General features: G+C 46.4%; 24 protein-coding genes. 1 reads left to right on the forward strand and 23 read right to left on the reverse strand.

What is annotated here, in order from left to right:
• Positions 1-90: 90 nt before the first annotated feature.
• The 7 genes from J1C86_RS06900 to miaA are packed head-to-tail and all read right to left on the reverse strand — an operon-like array spanning position 91 to position 6,357.
• Positions 91-1,119 (reverse strand): acyltransferase family protein, encoded by a 1,029-nt coding sequence (locus J1C86_RS06900; protein WP_125404961.1) that lies wholly within the window; start codon positions 1,117-1,119, stop codon positions 91-93.
• Between the two features lie 58 nt (positions 1,120-1,177).
• On the reverse strand, positions 1,178-1,888 hold the full coding sequence (locus J1C86_RS06905) for a class I SAM-dependent methyltransferase (RefSeq protein ID WP_125409188.1): 711 nt from the start codon (positions 1,886-1,888) through the stop codon (positions 1,178-1,180).
• Between the two features lie 6 nt (positions 1,889-1,894).
• Positions 1,895-2,650, reverse strand: coding sequence for an SDR family NAD(P)-dependent oxidoreductase (locus tag J1C86_RS06910; RefSeq protein ID WP_427150786.1), 756 nt, complete (start codon positions 2,648-2,650; stop codon positions 1,895-1,897).
• The gene (gene rnz, locus J1C86_RS06915; RefSeq protein ID WP_125404968.1) at positions 2,647-3,576 is read right to left on the reverse strand and encodes a ribonuclease Z; all 930 of its coding nucleotides are present in this window, start codon (positions 3,574-3,576) and stop codon (positions 2,647-2,649) included. The genes J1C86_RS06910 and rnz overlap by 4 nt, the downstream gene beginning before the upstream one ends.
• Positions 3,577-3,586: 10 nt before the next feature.
• The gene (locus tag J1C86_RS06920; protein ID WP_185755713.1) at positions 3,587-4,210 is read right to left on the reverse strand and encodes a cystathionine beta-lyase; all 624 of its coding nucleotides are present in this window, start codon (positions 4,208-4,210) and stop codon (positions 3,587-3,589) included.
• The gene (gene hflX / locus J1C86_RS06925) at positions 4,203-5,441 is read right to left on the reverse strand and encodes a GTPase HflX (protein ID WP_125404974.1); all 1,239 of its coding nucleotides are present in this window, start codon (positions 5,439-5,441) and stop codon (positions 4,203-4,205) included. Before hflX ends, J1C86_RS06920 begins: the two co-directional genes overlap by 8 nt.
• Before the next feature lie 31 nt (positions 5,442-5,472).
• Positions 5,473-6,357, reverse strand: a complete 885-nt coding sequence (gene miaA, locus J1C86_RS06930) for a tRNA (adenosine(37)-N6)-dimethylallyltransferase MiaA (RefSeq protein ID WP_125404977.1) — start codon at positions 6,355-6,357, stop codon at positions 5,473-5,475.
• An 82-nt stretch (positions 6,358-6,439) separates the two neighbouring features.
• Between miaA and J1C86_RS06935 the strand changes: the two genes are divergently transcribed.
• A complete protein-coding gene (locus J1C86_RS06935; protein ID WP_002895160.1) occupies positions 6,440-6,610 on the forward strand; it encodes a DUF3042 family protein in 171 nt (56 codons plus the stop codon).
• An 86-nt stretch (positions 6,611-6,696) separates the two neighbouring features.
• Here J1C86_RS06935 and J1C86_RS06940 read toward each other — a convergent pair whose 3' ends face one another.
• The 16 genes from J1C86_RS06940 to J1C86_RS07015 form a co-directional block, all read right to left on the reverse strand.
• Positions 6,697-7,095 carry a hypothetical protein gene (locus tag J1C86_RS06940; RefSeq protein ID WP_125409186.1) on the reverse strand — a complete coding sequence of 133 codons (399 nt, stop codon included), beginning with the start codon at positions 7,093-7,095 and terminating at the stop codon, positions 6,697-6,699.
• A 195-nt stretch (positions 7,096-7,290) separates the two neighbouring features.
• Complete coding sequence (locus J1C86_RS06945) at positions 7,291-7,656, reverse strand: nuclear transport factor 2 family protein (RefSeq protein ID WP_125404983.1); 366 nt, start codon at positions 7,654-7,656, stop codon at positions 7,291-7,293.
• Positions 7,657-7,739: 83 nt separating this feature from the next.
• Positions 7,740-8,666, reverse strand: a complete 927-nt coding sequence (locus J1C86_RS06950; RefSeq protein ID WP_125404986.1) for a helix-turn-helix transcriptional regulator — start codon at positions 8,664-8,666, stop codon at positions 7,740-7,742.
• 16 nt (positions 8,667-8,682) lie between these two features.
• Positions 8,683-9,153, reverse strand: coding sequence for a GNAT family N-acetyltransferase (locus J1C86_RS06955; RefSeq protein ID WP_125404989.1), 471 nt, complete (start codon positions 9,151-9,153; stop codon positions 8,683-8,685).
• An 11-nt stretch (positions 9,154-9,164) separates the two neighbouring features.
• Positions 9,165-9,914: a PHP domain-containing protein gene (locus J1C86_RS06960; RefSeq protein ID WP_002904739.1), complete on the reverse strand. Its 750-nt coding sequence runs from the start codon at positions 9,912-9,914 to the stop codon at positions 9,165-9,167.
• Positions 9,915-9,947: 33 nt separating this feature from the next.
• Complete coding sequence (hisE, locus tag J1C86_RS06965; protein ID WP_125404992.1) at positions 9,948-10,262, reverse strand: phosphoribosyl-ATP diphosphatase; 315 nt, start codon at positions 10,260-10,262, stop codon at positions 9,948-9,950.
• A 126-nt stretch (positions 10,263-10,388) separates the two neighbouring features.
• A complete protein-coding gene (hisI, locus tag J1C86_RS06970) occupies positions 10,389-10,733 on the reverse strand; it encodes a phosphoribosyl-AMP cyclohydrolase (RefSeq protein ID WP_125404996.1) in 345 nt (114 codons plus the stop codon).
• A complete protein-coding gene (gene hisF / locus J1C86_RS06975; RefSeq protein ID WP_008809342.1) occupies positions 10,733-11,491 on the reverse strand; it encodes an imidazole glycerol phosphate synthase subunit HisF in 759 nt (252 codons plus the stop codon). The genes hisI and hisF overlap by 1 nt, the downstream gene beginning before the upstream one ends.
• A gap of 2 nt (positions 11,492-11,493) precedes the next feature.
• Entirely contained in the window at positions 11,494-12,216 is a 723-nt protein-coding gene (gene hisA, locus J1C86_RS06980; RefSeq protein WP_185755714.1) for a 1-(5-phosphoribosyl)-5-[(5-phosphoribosylamino)methylideneamino]imidazole-4-carboxamide isomerase, read from the reverse strand.
• Positions 12,194-12,817, reverse strand: a complete 624-nt coding sequence (gene hisH, locus J1C86_RS06985) for an imidazole glycerol phosphate synthase subunit HisH (protein WP_125405002.1) — start codon at positions 12,815-12,817, stop codon at positions 12,194-12,196. The genes hisA and hisH overlap by 23 nt, the downstream gene beginning before the upstream one ends.
• Before the next feature lie 34 nt (positions 12,818-12,851).
• Entirely contained in the window at positions 12,852-13,436 is a 585-nt protein-coding gene (hisB, locus tag J1C86_RS06990) for an imidazoleglycerol-phosphate dehydratase HisB (RefSeq protein WP_125405006.1), read from the reverse strand.
• 11 nt (positions 13,437-13,447) lie between these two features.
• Positions 13,448-14,740, reverse strand: a complete 1,293-nt coding sequence (gene hisD, locus J1C86_RS06995) for a histidinol dehydrogenase (RefSeq protein WP_125405009.1) — start codon at positions 14,738-14,740, stop codon at positions 13,448-13,450.
• Positions 14,737-15,381: an ATP phosphoribosyltransferase gene (hisG, locus tag J1C86_RS07000; protein ID WP_125405012.1), complete on the reverse strand. Its 645-nt coding sequence runs from the start codon at positions 15,379-15,381 to the stop codon at positions 14,737-14,739. Before hisG ends, hisD begins: the two co-directional genes overlap by 4 nt.
• Positions 15,378-16,367 carry an ATP phosphoribosyltransferase regulatory subunit gene (locus J1C86_RS07005; RefSeq protein ID WP_125405015.1) on the reverse strand — a complete coding sequence of 330 codons (990 nt, stop codon included), beginning with the start codon at positions 16,365-16,367 and terminating at the stop codon, positions 15,378-15,380. Before J1C86_RS07005 ends, hisG begins: the two co-directional genes overlap by 4 nt.
• Positions 16,368-16,422: 55 nt before the next feature.
• Positions 16,423-17,481 carry a histidinol-phosphate transaminase gene (hisC, locus tag J1C86_RS07010; RefSeq protein WP_049543537.1) on the reverse strand — a complete coding sequence of 353 codons (1,059 nt, stop codon included), beginning with the start codon at positions 17,479-17,481 and terminating at the stop codon, positions 16,423-16,425.
• 468 nt (positions 17,482-17,949) lie between these two features.
• Entirely contained in the window at positions 17,950-18,255 is a 306-nt protein-coding gene (locus tag J1C86_RS07015; protein ID WP_125405018.1) for a DUF4298 domain-containing protein, read from the reverse strand.
• Positions 18,256-18,286 lie beyond the last annotated feature (31 nt).

The raw sequence follows: 18,286 nt of genomic DNA on the forward strand, positions 1-18,286 counted from the left end.
CATTAAACTAAACTTAATGCGTGTGTTTTATTTTAGATAAAGAAGTAGTAACTATTCATCTTAAACATGACAAATTTTTTAGTGATACATTTAACCTTTCCCTCGCCATCCAATCACCAACTCTGACATCAGGTGGGTCAGGATAATCGTCAGAAGGAAGGCCCAACGGCCATTTTCCCACTTGGTCAGCTGCTGGGATTTGAGCAGAAAGAAAGATAACTCAATAAAGATAGGATGGAGGAAGAAATAAAGGATACTTAGATCTTTTAAATGTCGCCAGTTTTTTTCGCGCTTCCACTCTGCTTTTAACAGCCAATTGAATAAGAAAAGTGTAAAGGGAATGAGAGCAAAGAAAAAGTTTTTATCCAGTCCCTGCCTGGTGTAGACCAGAACTCCTTCACCTACCAGGAAAAGACTTGCCAGCAGAAGAGATAGCCAGCGTTTTTTCTGAAATAATGCTACCTGCCCATAATCAGCTAGAAAGTAGCCTAAATAGATAAAAATGGGCGTATAGAAGAGGCCATTCCTGCTGGTGAAAAAGAGTTTGGCATAGGCATCATACCAGTCTGTCAGCAGACTAGGAGCCAAATAGGCGTGATAAGTCTCAATAGCACCTAAGGCATAGAGAACCAGTAAAAGGACAAATGTTTTCTTAGAGCCTAACTTCCTATACAAAAAATGGACCAGCAGCAAGCCTAAGAGAAAGGCGGGGATATACCAGAGCTGGTAACTCATTCCGATGTAGAGGAGCGCTGCTAATATAGCCAGCGGAGCTAGGTAGAGGGGCAAATGCAGTGATTGGAAATAAGTCAAAGCATAGGGGAGATAGACCAAGCTCCAAAAGCCATAGACCTTTAAAATTCCTTTAATATACAGAGTCAGTTTCGTAGAACCGTGCTCTCGCTTCCAGCGTACTCGGAAAAAATAGGCTGAAGAAATTAAAAAGAAAGGGACCGCCATGCGGCCAAACATACTCTTCTGAATAAAATGTAGAGCTTCATGTTCAAAAAGCCTCTGGCAGTGAACCAGAATTACCAAAATAGAAGCGATATATTGAAAAAGGCTGAGGAGGGCATAATTGACTGGCTGCCTTGGCCCTATGACTTCTCTCTTTTGCATCAAGCTTTCTCCTTACGAGGTTTGTTTAAGATGTAAATGAGAACTTTTTTCCTTTGACCTAGGACTTGACTAGCCAAACATGCTGAAAGGCAGCGATGTCCCGATAAGGAGATTGGTTGCAGACTGCCAGCTCCATCTCAAGCATCTTTTCAGCCCAGTTAGGGGCAGTTTTATATTCATTGGCCTGCAAGCCGTAAAAAATCCGTATCCCTTGATAATCCTCAACTTCTAATGGAAGACCTGAAATCACATCTTGTATCTGATAGACCTTAGCAGCTCCCATGCTGTGGGTTTGATATGTCTCACCCGCCAAAAGCTGCTGGGCTTTTTCTGGATTATTTTCAAAAACCACCGTATGCATAATACGCCCGACCTCGTGATGCTTGACCAGAGAAATTTTGCCGTCCTTTTTTAAGAGGCGGGAAAATTCTGTCAAATAGAGAGCAGGGTCAGATACATACTCTAAGACATTATGACAGACGATGACATCAAAAGACTGGTCCGGCAGATTTTGCAGAAGCTCCAAGCTGCCTTGCAATTGCTCATAGAAAAAGTCCTGTTTGCGCTCGGCAATCATTTCTGGGCTCGGCTCAATGGCGGTCACTTGGTTCTTTTCCGCTAGAAAATCAGCCACAATTCCAAAACCACTGCCGAAATCAAGAATTTTCTGGCCCCTCAGCGACTCAAGAAAGGCAAAAATAATATCATACTGAAGTTTGCCCCAAGGCGCCTGCAGATGAGCTTTGTAAGCTTGTAGATTTGCTGTCATGAAACCTCACTTATAGTTAAACATATTAGCTGCCATCTTGTCGGCAATTCTTGGAAAAAGGGTATAAAGCTTGTGAGCTAGATTGAGAATCCCAGGTAGATTAATTTCCCGCCTCTTTTTGCCAAAGGAACTGACGATTTTTCCTGCTACAAAGTCAGGCTCCAAGATATACTTATCCACTGCTTTTACATAGGAACCATCAGGATCTTCCTGATCGAAAAAGGAAGTTTTGATAGGACCTGGGTTCACCGTCGTGACATAGACCCCAAAAGGCAAGAGTTCCAAACGCAGGGCGTTGGAAAAACCAATAGCTGCAAACTTGGTCGCTGAGTAAAGACTTGACTTGCTACTTGCAATGAGGCCGGCCATACTAACGATATTGACGATATGTCCCTGACCTTCCTGCTTCATACGAGCCCCAAAGATACGAGACAGGTTCATCAGGGCAAAGGTATTGACTTCAAACATGGCCTCGATATCGTTTGAGCTAATTTTGTCAAATTCTTCAAAAATCCCATAGCCAGCGTTATTGACTAGGACATCTACGTGACCGTACTGACTGTCAATCCGCTCAGCAAATCTTTCCAAAGCTGAGCTGTCTGTGATATCCAGCTCCACTAGGTCAAGATTTTCCCTTTCTCCATATAGTTTTTCTAGCTTAGCCTTGCTCCGTCCGACCAAAATCAGTCGGTCATGGGGCAAGAGCTTAACCATTTCTTGGGCCAGTCCACCGCTAGCCCCAGTGATGATGATGGTTCTCATATCTCCACCTCTTCCAAGTCCTTGACCACATGGACCTTTTCAAAGATAGCGCTGGCATCGCGGCGCATTTGGCTAATGTCCTTAGCTAGAAAGCGAGCACTGATATGGTTGAGGAGAAGGCGCTTGGCACCTGCTTCCTTGGCTACTTCTGCGGCTTGCATATTGGTAGAATGACCGTGATTGCGGGCCAGTTTTTCGTCTCCCTTGCCATAGGTCGCTTCATGTACCAGCACATCTGCTGCTACTGCTAAGCGAACGCTTGCAGCAGTCTTCCGAGTATCACCCAGAATAGCAATGGTCTTGCCTGGACGAGGGGCTGATATATAGTCGGCTGCGATGATTTTGGTCCCATCTTCTAGGACGATATCCTGACCGTTCTTGACCTTGCCAAAGAGGGGACCAAAAGGTACGCCCGCTGCCCGTAGTTTGTCTGCATCCAGCGTTCCTTCCAAATCTTTCTGCATCACCCGATAGCCCACACAGAAAATCGTGTGATCCAGCTTATCCGCATAAACAGTGAACTTGTCCGTTTCCAGAATCTTGCCCAGACTGTTCTCATCAAACTCATGAAAATCAATCCGATAAGGCAGACGAGAACCAGACACGCGCAGGCCAGACAGGACAAAGTTTTTAATGCCTTTGGGACCATAAATTTCCAAGTCAGTCTGCTCTTCATTAGCCTGAAAAGAACGACTGGATAAAAAGCCCGGCAAGCCAAAAATATGGTCGCCATGCAGATGCGTGATGAAAATCTTGCTGATTTTGCGCGGTTTAATCGTCGTCTCCAAGATCTGGTGCTGGGTCCCCTCACCGCAGTCAAACATCCAGACCTCATTGATCTCTTCTAACAGCTTGAGGACAAGACTGGACACATTGCGGGCTTTGGACGGCTGACCGGCTCCGGTTCCTAAAAATTGTAATTGCATGTTTTTCTTTCTAAATGATATAAATCATGGCAGAGCGATTCTGCGAGTGATAGTATTTCCTGCCAGCATAGGACTGGGCTAGCTGACTGACTTCATCTTGATTGTAGCCAAGAACTCTCTGGCTGCCATCCGCCAGCTGCTGCCAATCGGTCAAAGCAGTCAGCGCCTGACTGTCCAAGACTTGAGATTCTGCTTTGAGAGGTGCCATTTTTATTCTCCCAGCTTCTTCGTAGACCAAGTACTGTGGAAAGACTTGGGCAATTTCAAAGAGTAAATCAGCTGATACCGGCTCTGGCTTTTCAGGGAAGACCAAGCCGACTTCCTCACTCTCATAGCAAAATCCATAGGACTTGCCAGAAAGATTGAGTCGGACAAAAGGTTTAGTTTCTAGAAAGCTGGGCTTTGGATTCCACAAGTCCAGCGCTTGAGTAATTTCTAGAAAATAGGCTGACGCGGCTTCCGGACTTTTCTTTTGATAAAGCTCAGCAAAGTAAGCATTGATAACGCTGGGCGGAGGAGTGATGAAGCTACGCTTCTGCTCCTCTGTCAGTCCAGCCAATACTTGCTCTAAGTAGACCCTGTCTAGACTTGTAAAACCGCCGTAATTCAGGGCCAGGTCAATATAATCAGTCATAAAATTCTTCCAGTTTCCATTTGTTTTTCTCGGCAATCCAGCCTGAAATGACTTCAACATCCTCTATGTATTCTCGATTTCGCATAATCACGACTTTCTCTAAATCATGAATCTTGTAGGCTTTAGCCGGTGCTACCTTGATGCTAAAAGGCAAAAAAAGCTCTTTCATCCGCTCCAGCAGGACTTGCTGCAAAAGAGCTCTGCTATTGTCCGCCTTAGCCGAAATCAAAGAATAAGGAGTCAAGGTCGGAGTGAAATCCTCCGCCTTGTCCGCTTTGTTATAGAGAGTCAGCCGGGGAATATCCAGCATGTCCAGCTCTTTCATGATGTCGAGGACAGTCTTTTCGTGCTCCTCATGATGAGGGTCGCTGGCGTCAATGACATGAACCAGCAAATCGACATTTTTACTCTCTTCCAGTGTGGATTTAAAGCTAGATACCAGCTCTGTAGGCAAATCCTGAATGAAGCCAACTGTGTCCGTCAGAGTGACATTGAGCTGACCACTGAGGTTGATGTTCTTAGTCGTAGCGTCTAGCGTCGCAAAAAGTTCGTCGGCCTCATACTGGCTCTTACTGGTCAAGCAGTTCATGATTGTAGACTTTCCAGCATTGGTATAGCCAATGAGGCCGATTTTGAAAATGCTGGATTCCAGCCGTTTTTCACGAACGGTAGCCCGATTTTTCTCCACTGCTTTGAGCTGGCGCTCAATATCATGAATCTGATTGCGGACACTGCGTCGATTGAGCTCCAGCTGGCTTTCACCAGGACCGCGGGATCCGATTCCACCAGCTTGACGGCTGAGCATAATTCCCTGACCAACCAAGCGAGGCAGCAGATACTTAAGCTGGGCCAGATGCACCTGCAGCTTGCCCTCATGACTCCTAGCTCTCATGGCAAAAATATCCAAAATCAGCTGCATACGGTCAATGACCTTAACGCCCAAGCTTTCCTCCAGATTGACATTTTGGCGAGGTGTCAGTCGGTTATTGACTATGACGGTCGAAATCTCCTCGGCATCAACCATCTGCCGAATCTCTTCTAACTTGCCAGAACCGACAAAGGTCTTGCTATCATACTTTTCCCGCTTCTGGCTGTAAGACCCGACTACCTCTGCCCCTGCGGTCTTAGCTAGACTTTGCAGTTCCTCCATGGATAGGTCAAAATTCTCCGTGTCTGCTAGCTCCACACCGACCAGAAAGACACGCTCTGTTTTTTTCTCTGTTTCTATCATCTCATATCCTTACTAAGACTTGGTCAGCCAGCTACTTGTCCAGAAAATTCTTGATGTCCTCCATGACCTTATTTTTATAGTCTGGATTTCCCACCTGATAGAAGGTCACGGACATCCGGTTGCGAAACCAAGTTAGCTGGCGCTTGGCGAAACGACGGGTATTCTGCTTGAGCTTGTCCACTGCCTCTTCAAGACTTATCTGACCTTCAAAGTAGGGGAAAAGTTCCTTGTAGCCGATACCCTTGCTGGATTGACTGGTCGGAGCTTTCTCAAACAGCCAACGGGCTTCTTCTAAAAGTCCAGCTTCTAGCATCAGATCTACTCGCTGATTGATTCGATCATAAAGTCGCTCTCGCTCATCATCTAGGCAAATCAGCAGGGCTTCATAGTCTGGTTGATTGTTTTCTAGTTGCCCGCCTAACTGAGCAATCTCCAGCGCCCTCATAGCCCTGCGTCGATTCAGTTGGGGAATCTCGATACTCAGCCCTGCTATTTTTTCAAACAAATCCTCATCTGACCAACTGTCCAGCTGCGCCCGATAGGCCAGAATCTCCTCGTGAGGAACGGAGCCGCCCAGATGATAGCCCTCGAGCAAGCTCTGGATATAGAGCCCTGTGCCACCGCAAATGATGGGCAGCTGACCTTGAGCCGCAATCTCACGAATTGCCTGAGCCGCCCCAGTCACAAAATCATAGGCCGAGTAGCTTTCTCCAACCTCCCGCACATCCAGCAGATAATGGGGAATGCCCTCTTGCTCTTCAGGACGAATCTTGGCCGTACCAATATCCAAGCCACGATAGACCTGCTGGCTGTCACCACTGATGATCTGGCCATTGAAGCGCTTGGCTACCTCGATACTCAGAGCTGTTTTTCCAACTGCCGTAGGCCCCACTATCACAATTATCTTGGTTTTCATCTTTTTTCCTTGAAAAAATTTTGATTTTTCGTTACTATTAATTATAACATAAATAATAAAAGTTCAGAAAAGGAGAAATCACATGGCTAAAGGATTTGGAAAAGGCGTTCTTACAGGAGTTGCAGCTACTGTTGCTGCTGTGGCAGGCGCAGTATATGCAGTTAAGAAAAAAGTCATCGAACCTGAAGAACAAAAAGCAGCTTTCATCGAAGAAAACCGTAAAAAAGCAGCTCGCAAACGTGTAGCACACTAAGCCTGCACATTTCACTAAAAAGCCTGGAAAAATCCAGGCTTTTTTTGAAAAAACAGCAATCAAATCGACTGCTGCAAACAAAGCAATTAGACTCTAAGAGCCCTCTCTTTCTTGGGCGGTTGAATACCATGAGAGCTTAAGATATAATTGCTTAAGAGTAAGAATACTAACAGCTCAAGAACAAAAAACAAATCGAAAGCAGGATTGGAAGACAGAGAAACGAAAGGAATTGCGACACACATAATTGTAATATAAAAAATTTTCAAGCGTTTGATATAAAGCCAGAAGAGGTCAAGGCTTTGCCTGCCATTAATCTGCGACTTAGACTTGCTTCCCGAGTACCAGATGATAAATACTTCCGCAAAAAAGAATAGACCTAGCAAAATGATCATTCTCCAAAAATGAACCTGCAGTAGAACTCCCGCTGCTAGCAATAACAAAATACCCAAGCTCAGTGCTAGCACTGCTCGCCTAGTATTAGACATAAAATCAACTCCTTTAATGACTACGAAAAACAGTCAAATTAATTGTTCCTAATCGATTAGATTGCTCTAGGAGAACATATTTTATTTCGGCTTTATTTTACCACTTGGCAAGAAAACTTACAAATAATACGATAAAGCATTTGTAGAAGTCATTGGTTACTGAAAAAGCCACCATTCGGTGACTTTTCTACATGCCTATCTCCCTTGCATAAACTCTTGGAAACGATGAGTATCAAAGTAAATAGTAGACGCAATCAATTTATCTGATTCGTCAAATTTTAAAAATTCTGCCACATCCAACTCTAGTTCATTTCCGTGTGGCGACTGCAGGCGATAGCGATTTAAAGCCACTACTTCTCGTCCCTCTACCAATAACTTCTTCACTTCAAGATGTTGACTTAAAGCATAGAATTGACCTGCACCTTGCAGATAAACATCACGACCTTGCCTGATTTCTTGACTGTCGCACATCCCATAATCAAAGTTTTCAGCTACGAAATCTTCCCAGCCACCTTTATTGACTGCGGTAAAATAGCTTTCTACTAATGTTCTTGTATCCATTTGGAACCTCCAAAAATTATTTAGGCTGTTTTCAAACCAATGAAAGTTTATGCCCACTTAAGAGTATACAAAAAGCAATATGACTACAGTCTGTCATATTGCTGAAGATTTTTTTGAAGAGAATCAATTAATTTATCCTGTAAGATTTTTGGTGATATGACCTTTACTTGATGAGCAAAACTTAAAATCAATTCAAAAAAAGCCGGTGTTAATGCTCTGAAAGCATGTACCTTTATCCTTGTTTGCTCAACAGTGATTTCTTGTTCTGTGAAATGATCATAAATTTTTGGAAGCGCAGATTCTGTGAAAATCAACTCTACTTCTTCTTTATTGCCCTCAACTTTATCTTTAGACGGATTTAGAAAAAGATCTAGCTTTTCTTGAGATAAAAGTGGGTAATCTCCAACATCGACAGCCTCTTCTGCTGGCTGCAAATCACGAATTCTGCTGAGTTTGAAAAAACGAAAATCTAACTTTTCTAAACAGTAGCCGATAACATACCAAGCATTTAGTTTAAAAATCAGTCGATGAGGAAGAATCGTTCGCCGACTTCGTTCTTGTTTTTTAGAAAAATAAGAAAAGGAAACTTTCTTCCCTGTTTGTATAGCCTGCTCAATTTCAAGTAAATAATTTGTATTGAGGGACCAGGAACTGAGATCGAAGTAAAAAGGATTAACCTTATCGGCCGCTTCTTGAGAAACAAGCTTATGCTCAATATTATCAAAACTAGGATGTCCAACAATTTTGCCAACATTTTGGCTCATATTGATGATAAACTGCTTTTCTTCTTCTGTGAAAAAGCTGCTGTCCATCTTGTAGTCATCCGGTATATAAAAACCACCTTTATCCCCACGTTCAGAGTAGATAGGGATTCCAGCTAAGCTGAGCGTATCCATATCTCGATATACTGTGCGGGTAGATATTTCAAAACGTTCAGCAATTTCTTTAGCTGTTATCTGTTTCTTGTTCAAAAGAGCTAATAAAATATAAATTAATCGTTCTAATTTCATGAGTTTTCTTTTCTTATTACAATCGACACAGCATCAAATAGTCATCTTCCCTCTCTTCAACCGTAACAAAGCCCAATCTTTTATAAAAGTGAGCGGCGGGATTATCTTTGGAAACGGAGAGGGAGACACTTGGGTAGCCTTTAGCCTTGAGCAAGTCCAGCATGGCCGTCATCAACTGCTGGCCTAGTCCTTGGCTTCTGAACTCAGGCAGGAATGAAATGGACAGAGAGGGCGTCTGGTCGTCATAATAACTGTAATCTTTCATGATGCGAATCCAAACGGCTCCGACCAACCGGTCGTCCATTTCTGCAACTAAAGCCCAATCATCTGGCTGCTTGCCAAAGTCCTTGATATACATCTCTAAATCTGACTCTTTCAGGATTCTTCTAGAAAGCGGCGCTAGACCTTGGAGAATAAAAATAGCTTGGTAAAGAAATTCCTCTAAGAGCGGGACTTCCTCTGATTTTAAGGGCCTAATCTCGGCCATGATTTCTCCTTCTAGATCAACTGCTCCTCGCCTATGCCGGCCTCCGCTAAGATTTTGGCAACTCGGTCAAATTGCAAGCGGAAATGCTCCAGCTTGTGGCCGTCTGATCCCACTGAAAAGCGCTGACCTCCCAGCTCCTTGACTAGAGAGAGAGCGTAGATATAGAGTTCCTCGTGTCCATAGAGGTACATGGACTTGCAGTTGAGCTCAAAGGCCAAATCGTGGTCAATCATCTTTTGGAAAAGCTGTCGTAGCTCTGGTTCAAAAGTTTTTAACTCCTCTACGGTAAGCGCAAATTTTCGGAAACCATAGTCAAAGTGAGCTAGTACATCTGCTGGCACAGCCTCGATAGCCTCTTCTAACTCTCTCAGGTAGGAGGGAATTAACTCCATCTTATCCAGCTGCAGGACAGGATCTTCCAGATAGTCAAAACTGCCATTGTGGTGGACAGACAGGAGCTTGAGATCATAATCCTTGTCCGCTAGGAAAGCTAGGATATCGTCCTTACGCGGAGCGTAATAGCCAATTTCAATGCCCTTTTTGATGCGGTTGCCATATTGCTGGTTCAGCTCTGCTATTTTTGCTGAATAGGCCGCATAGTCAGGCACATCATCGTGGGGTGAAGCCGCTTCGTAGGGGTAGGGATTTGACAAATCATAGTGCTCAGTGGTGACAATCTCGCCCTCATAATGGTCCAGATAGTCACAGAAATCCGCCTCAGAATCATAGGAAAAATAGGTGTGAAGATGGTTGTCGCGCATGCTGGACCGCCTTTCTGCAAATCTCGTGTCCTTTTAGTAATTATCAATTTCAGGTCGGTCGTGAATCCGGCTCTGCTTGCCCTGTCGAGCCTGGAGGACGGTCTCTACCTCTTCCAGACTGACGCCAGTCTCGACGAGAGCGACCGCCAGATGGTAGAGCAGATCAGCTGTCTCATTGGCCATCTCGTTCTTATCATCATTTTTAGCCGCAATGACCACTTCTGTCGCTTCTTCACCGACTTTTTTGAGAATCTTGTCCAGCCCCTTGTCATAGAGATAGCTGGTATAGGAGCCTTCCTTGGGCTCTTTTTTGCGTTTGAGGGCTTCTTGATAGAGGGTTTCTAGCATAGTATCTCCTTGTTACTGTCCTTATTTTACTATAAAAAGCAATTCTTTCCAATGGCGGACCGGAGGCTCGATACTGACTTCTTAGTTTTATTTTTGCATTAACCAAATAATAAAGCAAGGGAGCTTTTAGTCAGTTTTGTTGTCTTGTTCATCCCAGATTGTATGGAAAAAGCAAGATTTGGTACCGGTGTGGCAGGCTGCTCCCAGCTGGTCTACCTCGATCAGCAGGGTATCTAGGTCGCAGTCAGCTGTGATTTTTTTGACAGTCTGGTAGTGGCCGCTGGTGGCTCCCTTATGCCAAAGCTCCTGACGTGACCGGCTCCAGTACCACATCTGACCGCTGGTGCGGGTCAGCTTGTAGGCTTCTTCATTGAGATAGGCCAGCATAAGGACTTCTTTGCTGGTGTGGTCTAGGATAATGGCAGGTATGAGACCGCCTTGCTTTTGAAAATCTAACTTTACTTCTGTCATCAGATGCGCACCTCCAATCCAGCTGCCTGCATGGCTTTTTTGGTCTCTGTGATGGAGACCTGACCATAATGGAAAATTGAAGCTGCCAAAGCACCCGTCGCTGCAGTCCTTTCAAAAACTTCAAGGATATGCTGGCTACTGCCAGCACCACCAGATGCGATGATAGGAACGGAAACCACTTGAGAGACAGCTTCCAGCATTGGCAAGTCAAAACCAGACTTTGTCCCGTCCTTGTCCATACTGGTCAAAAGAATTTCCCCCGCTCCAAGACTGACAGCTTCTTGAACCCAGTCTAACAGGTCGCGACCGCTGTCCTTACGGCCGCCAGCCAGATAGACATGCCAGCTGCCATCCGCTTCTTTCTTAGCATCCACGGCTAGCACCACGCATTGACTGCCGAATTTCTCAGCGCAGTCAGCTAAAAGCTGAGGATTTGCCAATGCTGATGAATTAACTGCAACCTTATCCGCCCCAGCCTGCAGCATCCGCTTCATGTCCTCAACCGTACGAATGCCGCCTCCGACTGTAAAGGGAATGAAAACCTGCTCCGCCACGCGCCGGACCATCTCGACCGTCGTGTCCCGCTCCTCATGGGTGGCGGTGATGTCCAGAAAGACCAACTCATCGCAGCCTGCTTCATAGTAGGCCTTGGCCGCATCAACTGGATCTCCCACATCAGTCAGATTGACAAAGTTGATGCCCTTGACCACCCGACCGTCCTTGACATCCAGACAGGGAATGATTCGTTTTTTCAGCATGGCTAGCCCCTTTCTGCTTCCTTGATCTGATTTAGGCTAATTCGTCCACTATAATAGGCCTTGCCCACAATGGCACCAGCCAAGCCCAGTTTTTTCAGTTCTTCTAAGTCATCCGCTGACTGGATGCCACCAGAGGCAATGACTTGAGCATGCTTGAGGGACGCCAGCAATTTTTTGTAATGCTGGATATTGGGACCAGTCAGAGTCCCGTCTCGGTCCACATCTGTATAGACAAAGAGTCGGACGCCGATTTTTTCCATGGCCAGCGCCAGGCTGATATAGTTCTGATTGCTGGTCTCCAGCCAACCCTCAGTCGCAACTAGCCCCTCTTTCGCATCAATGCCAATCACGATTTTGCTGCTTCCAAAGTACTCCAGTGCGGTCTCTACAAAATCAGGATTCTTAACAGCCATAGAGCCAATAATGACACGATCAATACCGACCGCCAGGTAATCTTCAATCTGATCCAGATTACGGATGCCGCCCCCGACTTGGATAGCTAGGCCAGTTTCCGCTTTAATCTGGGCAATCAGATCTCGATTGGCCGCCCGACCTTCTAAGGCTCCGTCCAAGTCAACCACATGAATCATGGTAACACCGGCTTCTTTGAAAACTCGAGCTTGCTCCAAGACATCGGGATTGACTACCGTCTTCTGACTAAAATCCCCTTTAAAAAGGCGGACGGCCTGGCCGTCTTTGATATCAATAGCGGGCAGTATTTTCATAGACATACTCCTTAAACTTCTCTAGGATACCGAGACCGACAGTCCCTGACTTTTCTGGGTGAAACTGACAGCCAAAGACCGATCCTCGGTGAATCATAGCTGGGATAGGTCGCCCATAATCAGCCGTCACATCCAAGTACTCTTCCGGAACATCTGTATAGTAGCTATGGACAAAATAGACTGACTGGCCCTCTAGACCAGCTGTCAAAGCAGACGACTGCTGGACCTGTAAGTCATTCCAGCCCATGTGAGGCACAGGCAGACCAGCCTGGTCCGGAATCCGGCGGCAAACACCGGGAATCAAGCCCAGTCCACAACTTTGACCATTCTCCAATCCAGACTCCAGCAGGAGCTGCATGCCTAAGCAAATGCCCAAGAGAGGCTTGCCATCGGCCACAGCCTGCTGGATAACGGAGACCAGCCCTCGCCTTTCCAACTCCTGAATAGCCGCAGGAAAAGCACCGACACCTGGTAAAATCAATCCATCAGCGTCCAAAATTTCCTGAGGATCAGCTGACAGGCGCGCTTCTACTCCGACCTGAGCCAGAGCACGGAGAACATTGGCAGTATTTCCCGCGTCATAATCAATAACAATCATCATCTCTACATCAACTCCTTTCACTCAGAAGGGCAAGCTAGAGCAAGCCCTTGGTGGAGTTGACTCCATGAATTTCTGAATTTATCGTAATAGCCTCCCGCAGAGCTCGTCCAGTCGCTTTAAAGAGGCTTTCCGCTTTGTGATGGGAGTTCTTGCCATGAAGGATTTTCAGGTGCAGATTCATCTGCAGATTAAAGGCTAGGGCTTGGAAAAATTCCTCCACCAGCTCGGTATCAAAATTCCCTAGCTTGGGATTATCAAAATCCGCCTCAAAGACCAGATAGGAGCGACCGGATAGGTCCAGACTGGCCATACCCAGCGTTTCGTCCATGGGCACAAAGCTAGTTCCGTAGCGGTTGATACCTGCCTTGTCTCCCAAGGCCTGACGCAGAGCCTGTCCCAGCACGATACCCACATCCTCAACTGTATGGTGGCTGTCCACCCAAAGGTCGCCTTCAGCCTTGACCGTCAGAGAAATCCGACTGTGGCGGGCAAAAAGTGTCAACATATGGTCAAAGAATCCGACACCGGTCTCGATAGCTACCGGCTCCTGTTGGTCCAGATTGACAGCCAGTTCAATATCGGTCTCCTGTGTTTTACGCTTAATTTCAGCTTGTCTCATGGCAACTCCTTTTATTTTTCCTGTCTGCGGGCTTCTATGGCCTTGGCATGTCCCTGCAGGCCTTCTGCATAGGCCAGACTGGTAATATCCTTGTCAGCTGCTCCTACAGCAGCACGGCTGTACTGGGTGTACTGGATGCGCTTGATGAAGTCATAGACACCCAGAGCTGATGAAAAACGGCTGGTGCTAGTGGTCGGTAAAACGTGGTTGGCTCCCGCATAGTAGTCACCGATTGGCTCGCTAGTATAATGCCCCAGAAAGACAGAGCCAGCATTTTCAACCTGATCTAGATAGCTGTAAGCATCATCCATGGCAATTTCCAAATGCTCCGGTGCCACCTGATTCATGAGCTCAAACATGGCTTCCTTCGAGGGTGCAAGGATGATGCGGCCGTTGTTCTCAATCGAAGCACGCGCGATTTTCTCTCGCGGCAGCTCTTTCAGCTGTCTGTCCAGTTCTGCTTCGACTTGGTCTGCCAGCTCCTCCGAGTCGGTCACCAGAATAGCCCGAGCCAGCTTGTCGTGCTCAGCTTGCGACAAGAGGTCAGCTGCCACATAGACCGGACTGGCTGAGCAATCTGCAATGACTCCAATCTCCGAAGGTCCGGCAATCATGTCAATTCCCACGACACCATAAACCATCTTCTTGGCTGTAGCCACAAAGATATTTCCTGGTCCCGTTATCTTATCCACCTTGGGAATGGTCTCCGTTCCATAAGCCAGAGCTGCTACACCTTGGGCTCCGCCAATTTGGAAAATCCGATCCACACCTGCCAGCTTGGCAGCGACCAAAATCGCTGGAGTAAAGTGCTCTTGGGGCGGTGTAATCATGATGATTTCTTTGACACCAGCAATCTTGGCTGGGATAACATTCATGAGAACGGAGGACGGATAGGCTGCGGTGCCGCCAGGTACATAGGTGCCGACCCGCTCAATCGGCCGAATCAACTGACCACGGACAACGCCCTCGCTGGGACTGTCCTCAAAACCAGTCTCCAACTGCTGGCGGTGGTAGGATTCGATATTAGCTTGGGCATTTTTCAGGGCGGCCAAGACCTCTGAATCAATCTCCTCAAAAGCCTGATCAATCAGCTCCTGCCCAATCTCAAAATCTGTCACCTCAACCTTGTCAAAGAGCATGGTATAGTCTCTTAAAGCTTGGTCACCGTCTTGTTTGACTGTTTCTATAATCTCAGCCACTGCTTCTTCCACATCTAAGTTCTGCTGACTAAGCTGCAGCTGCTCTTCGTATAAAATCTGTGAAATTTCTTCGTTACTTCCGCTTAAACGCTTGATAATTGTCATTTAAAAGCCACCTCTCTTCTTCCTACTAGGGATTCAATCCTTGCCACAAAAGGCATGATATCCGGGTTATTTTTCAGGGAAGCCTGATTAGCAATGAGCCGGGCTGATACTCGGCAAATGTCTTCAAAAACCAGCAGGCCGTTAGCTGACAGGGTATGCCCCGTCTCCACAATATCAACAATGGCATCCGCCAAGCCCAGAACTGGTGAAATCTCCACACTACCTTGGATGGAGATAATTTCCACATCTTCCCCTTTTTGATTAAAATAATCAGTTGCCACCGTCGGGTACTTGGTCGCAATCCGCTTGCGCTTGTGATCATGAGAGTCATAGCTGGGCACCGAGGCCAGTGAGAATTTACAAAGGCCAAAGTTCAGATCCAGCAGCTCCAGATAGCCGGTCGGATGCTCAAAGAGAATATCCTTGCCGACAATGCCCAAATCAGCGACTCCATGGCGCACATAGGTCGTCACGTCAGGCCCTTTGACCAAGAGAAAGCGAAAACGACTGTCTGGACTTTCAAAAATCAAGCTGCGCCCCTTGTCTGCCATGAAGGACATATCAAAGCCAGCCTGGGTCAAGAGCTTGACCGTATCTTCCTCAATCCGCCCCTTGGTCAGGGCAATGGTAATCTGACTCATCTGCCATCACCTTCCTTTCCGCTCTCGTCAGGTAGGTCATCATGAATGGCCTGATAGACACTGTCAATGTCTAGGGACCAGCCGATAGCTGTCAGCTCTGCTGCCCCGAAGCGCTTGAAAAGCTGGTCATAGCGACCACCAGATAGAAAGGCATCTGGCACTCGGTCGCCAAAGACCTTGAAGGTCAGACCAGTATAGTAAGGCATAGCTGCTACCTGCCCCAAGTCCATGGTTGTCTGCTCCAGCAAGCCTGATAGGCTCTGCAGAACCTGCTCTACATCATCTAGAGCCGTCAATATCTGCTCGTTGTCAACAATCTCTCTGGCCCTAGCTAAAACCTGTTGGCTAGGACCAAACAAATAGGGTAGCTCCTGCAAAAAATCATCAAACTCACTAGGTCTGGTCTGGGTGAATTCAAAGATTCCCGTCCTGTTTTTCTTGCGAATATAATCTAGCAGCTGGGCCTCATCATGCGAATCCAAGGCCAGACTCTCTAGAATTGTCTTCAGGATTGCTGCATGGGAAAACTCAAACTGATAAGACTTAACCTGCGCTAAATCCAGCGACTGCTTGGCTGTCTTGATAGCCTCAAGTACCGCCTCGCGAGCTGGATAGCCGATAATCTCAATACCAGCTTGGCTGAGCTCGTTGGCAAGACCTCGCAGCTCTTCTTGATAGTGAAATACCTTGCCCGAATAGGAAAACTTGGTCGGCGTATGCACCCTGGTCGAAGCAATAACCCGACCAATCTGGCTGGTCACATCTGGCCGTAGTACCAGTAGCTCGCCTTTTTTATCGAAAAGATGATAATGATGGGGCTCCACATGGTCACTGAAGACCTCGAAGTGCTCCAAAGTCGGCGTGTCAATCCGATTGAAGCCCTGAGCCATCAGGAAATCACTGATGTCCCGCTCAATCTCGTAAGTCACACGCGCCCTCTTGAAAAGCTTGTCATGCATGCCAATCGGAAGGGTGATTTTATTCATAGGCTGCTTTCCTTTCTTGCTCTATTCTTACACTGGCTGGCTTTGAGTCAAACTCTCAGCAGCTGCAAATTTCTTTGATAGCTGCTAGAACTGTCTCCATCTCCTCTCGCCGTCCGATAGAGATACGCAGGAAGTCTTTGATTCGTTCTGCTTTTGGAAAATACCGCACATAAATCCGACTCTCTTCTAGCTGCTGGAAAAGCTCTGCTGCAGAGATTCTAGTAGGCTGCGCTAGGACAAAGTTGGTCTGACTGGGCAGGACTTGGAAATCCAGCGCAGCCAATTCCTCAACAAACCAATCTCGGGTCTCTTGGATGGCTCGACCGGTCTCGAGATAATAATCCCAATCTTCCACTGCCGCAAGGGCTAAGCGCTCTGCTAACATATCCACTGAGTAAGGATTGATGGAGTCCTTAACGGCTTTCATGACAGCTATTAAGTCTGGATGCCCGATGCCGTAGCCCACCCGCAGACCAGCCAAGGCTGCGTCCTTGGAAAAGGTCCGTGTGATAAAGAGGTTGGGATAGGTGTCTAGAAGAGGCAGAGCAGATTGACCGCCAAAGTGAATGTAGGCCTCATCCACCACCACTACCACATCCTGATTGGACGCTAGAATTTCTTCCAACTGATCCAGTGGCAGATAAATCCCCGTCGGGGCATTGGGATTAGCTAGGATAATGCCGCCGTTATCTCCAAAATAATCTGACGGATGGACCTCAAAATCAGCTGTCAGTGGGATTTCTCGAAAAGGAACATGGTAGAGGTCCGCCCAGACCTTGTAAAAACCATAGGTCAAGTCCGGAAATAAGACCGACTCGCCGCTGTTAAAGAAAGCCAGGAAAGCCATGGACAAGATGTCGTCACTCCCATTGCCGATAATGAGCTGGTCGGGTGATACACCCAAGTTTGTCGCCAAAGCCTGACAGAGCTCTGCCTGATCCAAACTGGAATACTTGCGCAAGTCCTGGGCATCAAAGTTCTGCAGGGCCTCTGCCACCTTAGGACTCGGTCCATAAGCATTTTCATTGGTATTGAGCTTAATCATGTCTGGCTCATTGGGCTGCTGCCCCGCTACATAGGGATTGATCTGCCTGAGACCTTTTAGCATAACCATCTTGCCACCTCTCTTTCACACACTAGCCATTATCTGACACTTATTTTTGGACTTCTAAAAAATTGAAGACGAAGTTTACCGCTTTGCCAAAGGAAAATAGGTTAATCTTCTAATTTAAATATAATAAAAAGCCCTCGCAAAAAAACTTTGCAAGGACGTTGACACGCGGTTCCACCTTTATTCGGACCTCAGTCGCCTGAGGACCCTCTGGGAGTACGAGACTCCAGATTGATAACGGCAATCAGCCGTCGGACACTAGTCTCAGACTGCTGACTGATTTCGCACCCGCACTCAAGAATGTGTCGTCTAAGGATTGCATGCCATCTCACCATTAGGCACTCTCTGTTTCTTGTCTTAGACTTTTTCTCTCATCGCTTTCAATTTATTGTTGAATATTCTACATGAATTTTTATTAAAAAGCAAGAGGAAAATTGAAAAAAATTAATTATTTTTTCCTTTCTAAATAAATTAACGTTCTTTCAGCATAGAGCTAGACAAATCCAACAGATTAATTGCAGTTTCAAAATGCTCCCCCATCAGGTCATAGACAGCATCTTCGCTTAAGACGCCGCAAGCTATATTTTCAGGGAATTCTGGACTATTTGAGTATTCTAAATCATCAAAAAATTTCTGACCAGTATAGTAGTCCCTCAGCTGGATATAATCTGACTGGCAGCGCTCCAGTTGATCTAGAGCTTTCTGAGCATCTGCTAGGACTTGAGCATATTTATTCAGATGTCCTTCCATTTTTTGAATTCGTTCTAACTGCTCCATCTAATTCTTTCCTTTCTGAAATCAACCAACC

This window comes from Streptococcus sanguinis (genome assembly GCF_050220005.1).
GTDB lineage: Bacteria > Bacillota > Bacilli > Lactobacillales > Streptococcaceae > Streptococcus > Streptococcus sanguinis_Z.